Source organism: Psychrobacter sp. M9-54-1, assembly GCF_016613355.1.
Taxonomy (GTDB): domain Bacteria; phylum Pseudomonadota; class Gammaproteobacteria; order Pseudomonadales; family Moraxellaceae; genus Psychrobacter; species Psychrobacter faecalis.
On record NZ_JADGFW010000006.1, the window covers coordinates 171,514 to 185,405 of the forward strand.

Annotated in this window: 10 protein-coding genes; 6 read left to right on the forward strand and 4 right to left on the reverse strand. The window is 44.2% G+C overall.

Annotated elements, in window-relative coordinates:
• Positions 1-116: 116 nt before the first annotated feature.
• From prfA to IQ457_RS04200, 5 genes are all read left to right on the forward strand, one after another.
• Positions 117-1,208, forward strand: a complete 1,092-nt coding sequence (gene prfA, locus IQ457_RS04180) for a peptide chain release factor 1 (RefSeq protein WP_102077065.1) — start codon at positions 117-119, stop codon at positions 1,206-1,208.
• Between the two features lie 149 nt (positions 1,209-1,357).
• Positions 1,358-2,896: a lysine--tRNA ligase gene (lysS, locus tag IQ457_RS04185; RefSeq protein ID WP_200662197.1), complete on the forward strand. Its 1,539-nt coding sequence runs from the start codon at positions 1,358-1,360 to the stop codon at positions 2,894-2,896.
• A gap of 113 nt (positions 2,897-3,009) precedes the next feature.
• Entirely contained in the window at positions 3,010-4,401 is a 1,392-nt protein-coding gene (locus tag IQ457_RS04190) for a hypothetical protein (protein WP_200662198.1), read from the forward strand.
• A 116-nt stretch (positions 4,402-4,517) separates the two neighbouring features.
• Positions 4,518-6,695, forward strand: coding sequence for a DNA polymerase III subunit gamma/tau (gene dnaX, locus IQ457_RS04195; RefSeq protein WP_200662199.1), 2,178 nt, complete (start codon positions 4,518-4,520; stop codon positions 6,693-6,695).
• Positions 6,696-6,947: 252 nt separating this feature from the next.
• Positions 6,948-7,847 (forward strand): LysR family transcriptional regulator, encoded by a 900-nt coding sequence (locus tag IQ457_RS04200; protein ID WP_144296197.1) that lies wholly within the window; start codon positions 6,948-6,950, stop codon positions 7,845-7,847.
• 116 nt (positions 7,848-7,963) lie between these two features.
• Here the strand turns inward: IQ457_RS04200 and IQ457_RS04205 are convergent, their stop codons facing one another.
• Both IQ457_RS04205 and IQ457_RS04210 read right to left on the reverse strand, forming a co-directional pair.
• Positions 7,964-9,145, reverse strand: coding sequence for an aspartate aminotransferase family protein (locus tag IQ457_RS04205; RefSeq protein ID WP_200662200.1), 1,182 nt, complete (start codon positions 9,143-9,145; stop codon positions 7,964-7,966).
• Between the two features lie 64 nt (positions 9,146-9,209).
• Entirely contained in the window at positions 9,210-9,422 is a 213-nt protein-coding gene (locus IQ457_RS04210) for a DNA gyrase inhibitor YacG (protein ID WP_068405332.1), read from the reverse strand.
• 234 nt (positions 9,423-9,656) lie between these two features.
• On the opposite strand from IQ457_RS04210, the gene IQ457_RS04215 reads away from it, so the two are divergent.
• Entirely contained in the window at positions 9,657-10,325 is a 669-nt protein-coding gene (locus tag IQ457_RS04215) for a DUF938 domain-containing protein (RefSeq protein ID WP_200662201.1), read from the forward strand.
• Positions 10,326-10,502: 177 nt separating this feature from the next.
• Here IQ457_RS04215 and IQ457_RS04220 read toward each other — a convergent pair whose 3' ends face one another.
• Positions 10,503-11,912, reverse strand: a complete 1,410-nt coding sequence (locus IQ457_RS04220) for an ABC1 kinase family protein (protein WP_200662202.1) — start codon at positions 11,910-11,912, stop codon at positions 10,503-10,505.
• A gap of 394 nt (positions 11,913-12,306) precedes the next feature.
• On the reverse strand, positions 12,307-13,641 hold the full coding sequence (gene purD, locus IQ457_RS04225; RefSeq protein WP_200662280.1) for a phosphoribosylamine--glycine ligase: 1,335 nt from the start codon (positions 13,639-13,641) through the stop codon (positions 12,307-12,309).
• Between the last annotated feature and the right edge of the window lie 251 nt (positions 13,642-13,892).

Consider the following 13,892-nt stretch of genomic DNA (forward strand, 5'->3'; position numbering starts at 1 on the left):
CGTATAAATTGAGCAGTTTGCGAATATAATGGCAAGATTGCTGAGAGGTTTTAAATTAAGCGCAAAAATTTGCTATAATCACTCTCTTATTTTACTCATTTTAAAAAAGTCCTTTTATGAAAGAATCCTTACGCCTGCGTTTAGACCAGATGGTAGACCGTTATGAAGAGGTCACCGCTTTATTATCCGACCCAAGTGTCATCAGCGATAATAATAAATTCCGTGAATTGTCCGTTGAGCATAGCGACTTGATGGAGATCACGACGTTATGGCAGAACTATGTGCGGGCAGAGACGGATCAAGCGGATGCAGAGGCGATGCTTGCGGAATCATCAGACCCTGAAATGAAAGAGATGATGCAGGATGAGATTGACAGTGCGAGTAAGACCATTGCTGAGATGGAAGAAGCGCTTAACGTCATGATGTTGCCAAAAGACCCCAATGATAAAGTGCCAGCGTTTTTGGAAATTCGAGCGGGGACAGGCGGTGATGAAGCAGCGATTTTCTCGGGTGATTTGTTCCGTATGTATCAAAAATACGCGCAAAACCAAGGCTGGACGGTAGAGATTTTATCAGCCAATGAGGGCGAACATGGCGGTTATAAAGAAATCATTACTCGTGTGTCGGGCAATAGCGTGTATGGTCGTTTAAAGTTTGAGTCGGGCGCGCACCGCGTCCAGCGTGTACCTGAAACCGAGAGCCAAGGTCGTGTCCATACCTCAGCGTGTACGGTTGCCGTTATGCCAGAGGTTGAGATTGATGATAGCGTCGATATCAATCCTGCCGATATTAAAATGGATACCTTTCGCTCAAGCGGCGCCGGTGGTCAGCACGTTAACACCACCGACTCGGCGGTACGTTTGACCCACATTCCAACGGGTACCGTGGTAGAGTGTCAACAAGAACGCAGTCAGCATAAAAACCGTGCCCATGCGATGAAAATGCTGGTGTCCAAAATTCAGCAAGCAAAAGTACAAGCACAAGTCGATGTGGCGGACTCAATACGTCGCGACTTGGTCGGTAGTGGTGATCGCTCAGAGCGTATCCGTACCTATAATTTCCCGCAAGGCCGTATGACCGACCATCGAATCAATTTGACGTTATACAAACTTGATTCGATTATGGAAGGCGACTTAGATGAAATCCTTGATGCGCTGCTGCGTGAGCACCAAGCAGACTTGATGGCCAGTATCGGCGGCGGTGATTAAAAGCATAAACTGTCTAAGTTCACTCAGATATAAGCCTAAACCCAGAAAGATTTTGCTATTTTTCCATATTAAAAATAAGTTTTATTTGAACGTTTTATTTTAATTCTACTTCGTTTATTCCTTTAATTATCTAATAATTTGAGAGTATTATGTCAAAGCACAACAATCAAAATCCGAATCAAGAGCAAGCCCCAGAAGACGCGAACGAGCTGATTGCTCAACTGCAAACCAAGCTTGATGACATCAAGGCGTCAGGTAAGCAGCCTTATCCGAATACCTTTAAGCGCACGGACTATGCTCAGGATTTACAAACGGCTTTTGATGGTATCTCAAAGCAAGAAATCGAAGATAAAATTGCCAATGGTGAAAAAACTCAAGTAAATGTTGCTGGTCGCGTGATGCTAAACCGCGGCGCGTTTATCGTGATTCAAGATATGACCGGTCGTATTCAGTTATATGTGGCACGCAAACAGCTAGACCCAGAGACGCTTGCGACGATTAAATCGCTAGATTTGGGCGATATCATTGGGGTATCTGGTTATATCGGTCGTTCTGGCAAAGGCGACTTATATGTCCATATCGAAGCGTTGAGCTTATTGACCAAAGCCCTACGTCCGATACCAAATAAGTTCCATGGCTTGGCCGATGTCGAAGCACGCTATCGCAATCGTCACCTTGATTTGATGACCAATGAGACCACGCGCGATACTTTTGTGATTCGCAGTCAGGTTATCAGCGGTATTCGCAAATTTATGCTAAACGAGCGTTTTATGGAAGTTGAAACGCCGATGATGCATCCTATTCCAGGCGGCGCGGTTGCGCGTCCGTTTGTGACCCATCATAACGCCTTAGATATGCCGTTATATCTGCGTATCGCGCCTGAGCTGTATCTAAAACGCCTAGTGGTTGGTGGTTTTGAAAAAGTATTTGAGATTAACCGCAGTTTCCGTAATGAAGGCGTCTCAACCCGTCATAATCCTGAATTCACCATGATTGAGTTTTATCAGGCATATGCCGATTATCATGACTTGATGGATTTGACCGAGCGCTTGTTCAATGAGCTGGCGATGGATATTTTGGGCACCACGGAGCTGACTTATCAAGGGGAAGCGATTAGCCTAAAAGCCCCATTTATCCGCTTGTCGATGTCTGATGCCATCGCTAAATATGCCGAAAACTTCGATATATCGCGTATCAACGACCGTGATTATCTTGCAGAATACGCCTCAACGACGCTTAAACAACAAGTCAAAGACGTCTTTGGCGTGGGTAAATTGCAGACCATTATCTTTGAAGAAACCGCTGAGCATCAGTTACGTCAGCCGACTTTTATCACCGAATACCCAGCTGAAACTTCACCGCTGGCACGCCGTAGCGATGACAATCCTGACATTACCGATCGCTTTGAGCTATTTATCGGTGGTCGTGAACTGGCAAATGGCTTTAGTGAGCTCAATGACCCTGCCGATCAAGCTGAGCGTTTCCATGGCCAAGTCGCTGAAAAAGACGCTGGCGATGATGAAGCGATGCATTTTGATGAAGAATATATCGAAGCCTTGTCTTATGGTTTACCGCCGACTGCAGGTGAGGGTATCGGTATCGATCGTTTAGTGATGCTATTTACTGACTCGGCCAGTATTCGCGATGTAATTTTATTCCCACATATGCGCCGCAAGTTCGAAAGCTAGACTGCTTTACTTGCCATAAATCGATGCTGGGACTAAACTGAACATAAGAAGGTTTTTTGTACTTTTAATGGAATGGTCTCAAGTTTTTATGAGACCTTATGGATAGGGATGTTATGGACACTCAGCAAGTACCAGCGTCGATTTGGCAGCAGATGATTCAGCAAAACTTTTTATCTTTGTACGATTTAACTCCAGACAAAATCACTGCCTCTGAATATCTTCAGGGGTATGATTTTGTCTTTGAGTTTTCTAATGCTGTGGTCTACCTTATCGTCAATGATGTGACGATACAGGCTGATAGACATGATATCGATAGCACTCAGGTGCGTACGTGGAGAAAAGACGTTGTCAATCAGCTGATTAAGCAACACGCTCAGTTGTATCTTAAGAATGATCAGGCGCTTGCCTATCAAAATGTTTCTAAAAACCAGTCTAAAAATAAGTTGGCATCTGGCCAAAGGCAAACAGTAGACAAGGCGATTTATTTTATTGGTTTGACCGCACTTTCGGTTCAGCATCAAGAGATTGCTGAGATAAATGCTGAAAAGAATAATGCTCAAAACCTTTATCAAAACCGCTATCAGAATAGTTATCGTAATAGCCAACAGAGTAAACCTGTAGAAACCGCTTCATATGCGGTTGGCTATGAATATGGTAGTCAGTTTTTTGCAGAAGACTGTGTGTTAGATTTGGATGATGAAGAAAGCGTCTTGCAAGTCTTTAGCTATCAGAATTTCACTGAGATACTCAAGCAATTGGTAACGCCCAGTGATTTGACGGCATTTCTAGACTTTCACCGCCGTAAGCTTGCCGGATTTGAAGCCTTTCAAGACGAATCAACCTTGCTTGCCCAGTTTTTACAGTCGCCAGATTTTCACCGAAGGGCGATTGAGGTTCAAAAACAACTGGTCAGCCATAATTTGATAGCAGAGATTGAACCAAGATTGCTAAAAGCGGCAGAGCCTGAGCAGGCAGAGTTTGCTCAAGCGTTGATGGCAGAGATTCAAAAAAACACGCGCATGTGGTACAAGCTGTTTAATAGCTTAGTCAAAGAGTGTTATGCCGCCGGTACGCCATTGCCAAAAGAGCAGGTTGATATTTTGGTCGATGAGTCCATGTATACCTATGCTTGTTTGGTAGAGAAAATATTGGCGCATAGAACGATTGACCAAGATTCACGCTGGAGTGGCTACGTGCGTCATGAGCACTCTTATAATGTCTTTGGGCGTCATTATCTGCTGGTTTTTTATGCGCAAGATGACAGCAGCTCGTTAAGTGCGGACAAAGTGCGTGCCGGTCATCAAGATTTATTATTTGAGCTCAATGCACAAATGCAGCAGCCAGTCATGCAAGATCTGTTTTTAATCGGTGTCGATGTCAGACCCTGTGACGACAGCGTAAATACCGAGGTGCATCTTGACGCATTTCATCAGCAAGGCTCGCTTATCGATGCTAATACCCAACGTTTGTATGAACAGCTGGCTGAGTTACGGGCGCAATCCTAACTTGTGCTAGAACCCAGTTTCGACGTTTGGTTTCAATACCTACTTTGGTCGTTAGTTTTAAGCTAAATCGCTGATTTGAAGCTTTATTTACATTATTACTCACGTTGGCATTCATTATGACGCAGCAATATCAAGTTTTAGCGCGCAAATACCGTCCAAAAAACTTTCACGAGTTGATTGGGCAATCGCACGTCTCGCAAGCACTGATTAACGCGATTGATTATAATCGCCTGCATCATGCTTATTTATTTACGGGTACACGCGGCGTTGGTAAAACGACCATCGCCCGTATTTTGTCTAAATGTTTAAACTGCGAGACGGGTATTACCAGTACTCCATGTGGCGTCTGTGATAATTGCGTGGCGATTGATCAAGGACGTTTTATTGATTTAATCGAGATTGATGCCGCCTCGCGCACCAAAGTTGAAGACACCCGCGAGCTACTTGATAATGTGCCATATGCGCCAAGCCAAGGTCGCTACAAGGTATACCTGATTGATGAGGTGCATATGCTGTCGACACACAGCTTTAATGCGCTGCTCAAAACCTTGGAAGAGCCACCTGAGCATGTAAAATTCTTACTAGCCACCACCGACCCACAAAAGCTGCCCATCACGATTATCTCGCGCTGTTTGCAGTTTGTGTTGCGTCCTTTATCGCAAAGCCTGCTTAGTGAGCATCTAGCCAATATCTTAAATCAAGAGCAGGTGGATTATACCCAGCCTGCACTTTGGCAATTGGCCAGTGCTGCCAAAGGCTCGGTGCGTGATGCGTTGTCATTGACCGATCAAGCGATTGCATTTGGACAAGGCGCGCTCGATGATGTAACAGTTAATGCCATGCTTGGCTTAATTGATGCCGCTGATTTGGTGCGCTTAATTACAGATATTTATAATCATGATAAATCAGCAGTCGCCACACATATCGAGCAGATGCGTGCACAAATGGTCGATGCCACTAGCATGTTTGATGGCTTGGCTGAGCTGTTACATCAATTGGCATTGACGCAACTGCTGCCTGAGGTTGCGCTTAACGTAAACGAAGCACAAGCGCAGCAGATTAATCAGCTTGCGCAGCACATGAGTCCTGACGTTTTACAGCTATATTACGAAATCGTCGTGCAGGCGCGTGAAGGCGTAAAGCTGGCTAGTACACCGATGCAGGCGCTTGAGATGTGTATTTTACGTCTATTGGCGTTTCGACCTTTACCCGTCGATGAGATTTTAGTAAACGTACCGGATACTACTATATCTTCTGTCCCTAGAGCATCTAGCTCTGTATCATCTGTTTCTAGAGGCTCGATAGAAACTAACACTGCCGATAATGCTAAGGCTGAACTCAATACAGTATCAATAAGTGCCAGTACTGCTGATGCAGCAAACACCACTGCGCTTTTAAATACAGCTGAAAATATAGCGCCTTCATTAGAGCAGACCTTAGCAGTAGTAGAAGCGCTATCAGAATCGCAGCTAGAACCACACTTAGAGCCAGCAGCGGACTCAATACTGCCCCTACCAGGCTATGATACTGATTATCAGACCTCAAGTCAAAATGAGGTCGAGCCATACAATACAAGTTATGATGATGCTGAATTTGACCAATATAATAGCTACGGTAATGATGAAGGATTGGATTTATTAAGCAGCAATGTTATCTCTGAGCCTGTTGTTGAGCCTGAGCCTGTTGTTGAGCCTGAGCCTGTTGTTGAGCCTGAGCCTGTTGTTGAGCCTGAGCCTGTTGTTGAGCCTGAGCCTGTTATTGAGCCTGAACCTGTTATTGAGCCTGAACCTGTTATTGAGCCTGAACCTGTTATTGAGCCTAGCGCAAATGATTCTCAATTAACTGCGCAAGTGGATGATCCGCGTACTTTATTACGCTGTGCGCCGCAAGAATTAACGGGCGAGTGGACGCCAGAAAAATGGGACTACTGGCTACAATGCGCCCGTGAAGCTGGGAGTTTGGCGCCCGATGAATTGGCACTGGCACGTCAAGGAATGATGACCGGGCACTGTAACGCTAAAGCGGTCTTTGTTACGGCGGTGGATAGTAAGCATCTGCAAGCTACTTTTCAGCAGCTGGCGGCAAAATTACAAGAACAGTTTACGCAAGCAGACATTAGCTTGCAGATAAATGGCAGTATTATGCAAGCCGATGATAAGACGCCTGAACGTCGTCAACAAAAACGCCTTATTGAAGCGCGTACAGTGGCAGAGTCTAGATTGCTTAATACGCCCGTTATGCAGTATTTGACGGAGCGCGGTGAAGGAAAAATGGGTAAGGTTCAGTTATATTAAAGCGTTCAGTTATATTAAACAATGTTCAATTTTATGATTGGCAATCTTTAATCAGTAAACCTTTATATATTTTATTATAATTCTCCAAATATCAAGGCGACATTAATTTATCGCCTTGATATTTTTCGTTTTATTAATGACTAAATAGCTTTAGATGACTAACAGAGTTATAGTAAAAAACTGTAAGATTTATTATAATCCGCTATAATGGTTAAGTTATATTAAAAACTAAAAAGCAGCTTAGGTGGGAATATGTTAGATAATTTACGTGGTATGGCTGTGTTTGCCAGTGTGGTCGGACACGGCTCTTTTAGTGGTTCAGCTCGCGAATTGGGTATCACAACCAGTGCGGTCAGCCAGCAGATACGCGCTCTAGAAAACGAGCTTGGCGTAGTACTCCTACATCGCTCAACTCGTAAGCTTAGCTTAACAGAAGCGGGCGCAAGCTTTTATGAAGCGGCAAAAGACGTGGTTAGCGCTGCTGAACAAGGGCGTATTAAAGTCAATCAATTACGCGATGAGCTCGCTGGTAGTTTGCGTATTGCAACGACGCCTGAGCTGGGCGTTCACCATATTTTGCCCGCTCTATCGACTTGGATGTCGGCGCACGATGACCTTAGCATTACTTATTTTGCCGACAATCATTATATCGATATGATTGATGAGCGTATCGATATTGCGGTACGTATGAGCCCTAATATCAACGACTCAACCTTGAGCAATTACCCATTATCTGATGTGCGTCAACTGTTGGTCGCCTCACCGCAGTATTTACGTCAGCATAAAAAGATTGAAACGCCAAAAGATTTGGCAGACCATCAGCTGATTTGCATCGATATTATGAAAGACGCAAGTCATGTCGAGCTTACTCAGACCGAAACAGGCAAGAAAACACGCATCAAAATGAATTCGCGTATCCACACCAACAACGTCTTTATGGCGATGACTTTAGCAAAGGAAGGTCACGGCATCATTCGTATCATGGAGATGGACGTCAAAAGAGAGCTTGAAAATGGCAATTTGGTCGAAGTGTTGACCGGTTATCAGCTGCCAAGTTTTGTGCTATATGCTGTCACCTTAAACCGTGATCAGCAACCAGCAAAAATCACCCGTTGCTTAGAAGTATTAAAAAAGTACTTTCACGCCAATTAAGTTAAGTATTTAGTAATATCTGATTAAAATGCTTTTAAAGTGTTAAAAGGCAAAAAGCCTATAGATAATGTATCTATAGGCTTTTTCTAGTTTTAAACTTTGATTAATTCAACCGTTTAAAACGAAGGTTTCAATAAATTAACCAAACGCTCAACCACTTGTGAGCTTTCATCACGGCTCATATTAAGCGGCGGCAATAGACGAATCACATGCCCGCCTGTGACATTAATGATTAATTTTTGCTCATCACGGGCACGGTCAACCAATTTGTTACAATCCATCTCTTCTGGTAGCGCGATACCAATCATCATCCCTGCGCCGCGAGTGCTAACGCCATATCGTCCAAGCGCATTAATCACGCCTTCACGGATGAACTGTCCTTCGGTGACGGCATTGTCCATGATACTGTCATCAGCAAGCACTTCATAAACGCTATGTACTACGCGACTGGCTAGCGGCGTGCCACCATAGGTTGAGCCGTGACTACCGGCGCCAAACAAGCCATTGGCACGCCCGCGTACCATGCAAGCACCTACAGGGAAACCATTACCTAAGCCTTTGGCCGTGGTTAAGACATCAGGGCGCGCATTGCTATGCTGATACGCAAAGTACTTGCCCGTACGACCGTTACCGGTTTGTACTTCATCGAGCATAAATAACCAATCATGACTATCGCATATAGCTTGTAGTTGCTCAAGATACGTAAAGCCATTGGCTGCGGTATTTAAACCACCTTCGCCTTGGATAGGCTCGACAAATACCGCACAGATATCATCATGGTCATGAGCGGCTTGTTCAATCGCGGCGATATCACCAAAGGGCACACGAATAAAGTCTTCATCCAAGGTATAAAAACCTTCACGGGCTTTAGGGTTGGCAGTTGCTGATAACGATAGCAAGGTACGACCATGAAAAGACTGTTCCATAACGATAACTTTTGGGCGTTTAAAACCTTGCTGATGCGCATAGAGTCGTGCCAGTTTTAATGCCGCTTCATTGGCTTCAGCACCACTATTAGCAAAAAATACGCTGTCCATTTGCGCGGCATTACATAGAGCTTCGCCAGCTCGCTCTTGCCAATCAATGCCAAATAAATTACTGGTATGCACTAAGGTTGCTGTTTGCTGCTGAATAGCCTCAGTTACTTCTGGATGACAATGCCCCAAGCCGCATACTGCGATACCCGTCAAGGCATCTAAGTAGGGCGTCTCATCTTTGGTATAAAGCCAGCTTCCTGAGCCGCGGGTAAAACTGATAGGTTGACGAAGATAAGTGGGCATCAGGTAAGTAGCAGACATGTAAAACATCCTTGGCATAATAAAGAGTTAGAGGGTAAAAAGTTTAATGGGAGTGAATAGATAATTAGAGTTCATCAGAAAACGGCGTCGATTCGGCAGGTAAGGTATATTCTTCACTTGCCCATGCGCCTAAGTCAATAAGCTTGCAGTGATGACTACAAAATGGCTTATATTTATTGTCCTGCCACGCAGTTTGGTTGCCGCATTCTGGACAAGGATAGGTTTTGGGTAAGGGGTTGGTATTGTGGTCGCTGTTGCTAGAAGTAGATTCAGTCATAATAAAAGTAGGTATATCCTATGGGCTATCAATAAATGCTGTCATTTAAGACAGCGCTTCTAATCAATAGCAAGTATGAATAATGTGAGTTTTTTGGCTTTATAAGCAATCGCCCTGCGGCATTAATAATTGTCGCTCGATAAGCATGGACGTTGTATTACTATTAGGCTGGATTGACTATATAATAGCATGCGACCGGATAATGACAAATGACAAATCCCTTAAGGATAGTAGATGACTGACAATCTTGAGCTTTCGCATAAGCAGCAGCGTGCCTTTCAACCCCAAAAACTTTCAGCACCGCGCGATTTTATGACTCCAGAAGTATTGATGAATAGACAGCTGCCTTTGGTATTGGAGATTGGCGCAGGGAAGGGCAAGCATGCGCTTAGCTTTGTACTGCAGTATCCTGATAAGCATCTAATAGCCATCGAGCGTACGCGTAATAAGTTCGATGCTTTTGCTAAATTGGTCGGGCAGCAGAAATCAAGCAATCTCAGCGCGATTCATGCGGATGCCATCGCTTGGACTGTTCATGCTGTCGCGCCAAACAGTATCGAGCGTATCTTTATCTTATATCCCAATCCTGAGCAACATAACCCCAACCAACAGTGGTTAAACATGCCTTTTTTTGAGTTTTTGCTTTCTCGTTTGCAAGTAGATGGAGAAGTGGTGCTGGCGACTAATATAGAAGCGTATATGGATAATGCAGAGCAGCAAGCCAATGAGGTCTGGTGCTTACCGAATATGCGTCATAAAGTCGCTAGTGATAGTCAGCGTACACACTTTGAAGTCAAGTATCTAGCGCGCGGTGAAACTTGTTGGCAGCTAAACATGCGTAAGCCTGACGGTTATCAAACCAGATTCGACAATTGGCAAGCAAGTAATAAACATAAGGAATAGCCTAAGCAAAAAAACGCATCATACTCAAAATTACCGAATAAAAAATTAAGGACAAAGAGCATGAAACAAAAATGTATTATCAAGAAGATAATTATATAAAATAGCCTAAGCAAAAAAAAATAAACCATAAAAAGACCGCCACAAAAAGGCGGTCCAAAAAATATCAACCTTCCTATATCACAAAAAAGGCTTCACCAATTTATTAGAATCGGTATGAGCATCTAACACCGTCAAAAAGGTATAGGCACCGATAAATTTTCTACTGATAAACATAAACTCTTTAGGCGGCAGGTTAAACTCAAAAGACTGCATCGCTTGCGTGGCGTTATTTGAGAGGCGAGTATGCAACTTACTGTTCGCCCAGATATAACGCTGCTGTTCATCTAAGCAATTTTTGGGAATATCAGGGTTTAAAGTAGGGTTGCTAAAGGGTTCTGTCGCTAATAAAAACAATGAAGCAATATCGGAGCGTACTTTATCACTCATGCTATCAAAAAAATCATAACCGGTCATGGCGCGTTTCATTGCTTGATGGTCATGATGATAGCCAGCTCGCAATAGCCCGTGCGCAATGGTTAGTAAGTTATCATCGAATTGGCGAATGGCACCAAAATCTAGCAATACCAGCTTATCGATTTCGTTTTCATCAGCAGCGACACGAACGAGGTAATTACCAAAATTGGGATCAGTTTGCATCTCGCCCCATACAAAAATCTCTTGCATCATTATTTCGATAGCCGCTTGACCGATTGCGTTGCGGCGCTCATGAGACAATAACTGTAGCGCTTCCGAGACCACCGTAATGCCTGGCTCATAAGACATGCATAACAAGCGTTTGGTTGAGTAAGTACGATTGATTTTAGGTACGATATAACGTGGGTCGCCCAGTAAGCGCTCATAAAAACGCTCCGTGGTCGCTGCTTCCGCTTCGTAGTCAACCTCATGATGGAGGAGGTCGCGTATCTCTTCAAACCACGCATCGAGGGCGCGTGTTTGCGGTACGATATTACTGACTTTTAATAAACGCTTAAATAAAGCCAAGTCAGAGTTGATGGCATCGGCCACACCGGGATATTGGATTTTTAACACCACTTGCTCGCCCGTTGCCAATACCGTTGCGCGATGAACTTGGGCGAGGGAAGCGGTACCAATAGGAACGGGATCAACTTTTAGCTCATTTAACTTCGCGCCCAATAATTGGCGTAATGTGACCTCGATTTTTGGCCATGCTAAGGTGGCGGTATCGTCATTGAGTGTTTGCAGGGCGCGTGTGATTTCAGGCGGTAATATATGTTCGCCATAAATTGCTAGCATTTGACCAATTTTTACCACCGACCCTTTTAATTTACCTAGCTCTTCTGCTAGATAGTGCGCCTGTTCTTCCATAAAAATTTGGTTGCGCGCCGTACGTGCTTCTTTATTCAAAAACATACCAGACACACTATTACCTGCCCAACGACGACCGATATTTAAGGAAGTTTTCGCAATAGACATCCGACGCTCAAACCCTGAGGTCTTCAGGTTGTCGATGGATTGCTTATTATTAGACGGTTTATTATTAGAGGGTCTAGAGGTATCATTTGCCATAAATATAATCATTCATCCGGTTGCTATTGATGTGCGGGCGTAAACCGACAATACAAGGAGATGCGACGTACTGGTACAAAATTGTATCATATAACGGGCGGTAGATTGAGATGCCCATGCTTAGCATGAACCGTTACTTTGTAAATTAACGTATGCTTATTAAAAGTAAATCTATGAATTGCTATGTTACATGCTACGACCGAGCATTAAAGCGCTCAAAATCAAGCGCCACAATAAATAGCCTTATTCTAACACTAAGCCGCCAAAGATAATTTTTAAAATACGCTCATAAAAAATGAGCAAATGAAAAATCCGACCTAGCATTACACTAGATCGGATTGCTATAAAAACAATATAAGAAAAACAATATAAGTTTTAAATTGGCTTAACCATATTAAATGTTTTCACGAGCAATCGCCTGGTGACCGATATCACGGCGATAATGAGCGCCATCAAAGCTAATCGCGCCTGTCACTACCAATGCGGCTTGCTGTGCACCAGAAATGCTATCAGCCAATGCCGTCACGCACAATACGCGCCCGCCATTGGTCACCACTTCTTTCTCATCATTATCATCACTAAGCGTATCGTCATTAGAGAAAGCCGTGCCAGCATGAAAAACTTTGACTGACTTTTGATTTTCATTATCCAACTCTGGCAAACCAGTAATCACATCACCTTTGGATGAGGTTTCAGGATAGCCTTTTGAAGCAACGACAATACCTAGAGCAGGGCGCTCATCCCAATTGGCGGCGCTTGGTAATTTACCATTTAAGCCTTGGGCTACCAAGTCAACCATCGATGATTGTAAACGCATCAAAATCGGCTGCGTTTCTGGGTCACCAAAGCGGCAGTTAAACTCAATCACATACGGGTCGCCCGTCTCATCAATCATCAGCCCAGCATATAAAAAGCCGGTATAAGGATGGCCGGCAGCTTTCATGGCATCAACAACAGGTTGGATAACTTGCGCCATTACCTTATCGTGAACGTCTTGGGTGACGACTGGCGCAGGGGAGTAAGCACCCATGCCGCCAGTATTTGGTCCCGCATCGCCTTCAAACGCACGCTTATGATCTTGGCTGGTTGCCATCGGCAAGATATTGTTACCATCTACCATGCAAATAAAGCTGGCTTCTTCCCCTTGCAAGAATTGCTCGATAACCACACGGCTACCAGCATCGCCAAATTTATTGTCCGCAAGCATATCGTCAATTGCTTCGTGCGCCTGCTCGATGGTTTCGGCGACGATAACGCCTTTACCCGCAGCAAGGCCGTCGGCTTTAATTACAATCGGTGCGCCTTGCTCATCGATATAGGCTTTGGCAGCAGTAGCGTCCGTAAAGCCTTGATAGGCAGCGGTTGGTATGTTGTTTTGCGCCATAAATTCTTTGGCAAAGGTTTTTGAGCCTTCGAGCTGCGCACAATAAGCGGTTGGCCCCCATGCTTTGATACCGGCTGCACGACAAGCATCAACGATACCGGTTACCAACGGCGCTTCTGGACCGACAATCACCATATCAATGGCGTTATTTTGGCAAAATTCGATGACCGCACGGTGTTCGTCAGCATCGGCTGTATCTTCTAAGGTGACGTTTTGGCATTTGGGCTCAAGGGCGGTGCCAGCATTACCGGGAGCGACATAGATGTTTTGTACCTTGTCGTCTTTTGCACACTGCCATGCGAGTGCGTGTTCGCGACCACCTGAGCCAATCACCAAAATATTCATCATACGTCTGCCCTTAGCATCAAAATTCATTGTGAGTTGTTTGTGAGTTAGTTTTTTGGGAGTTAATAGCGAGCCAGCAAAATCAGCTGCAATATACTGCGGTATTCTAACAAAAAAACGCCATGATTGTCATGAGTATCCACCTGCTAGCAAGTTTTAGATGAGGTTAGGGTGTTATTGTCTTAATTACTAAATACTCTATCTTTAACTGTCTCATTATCAAAGGTTATCGACATCTTAGTGATTCATGA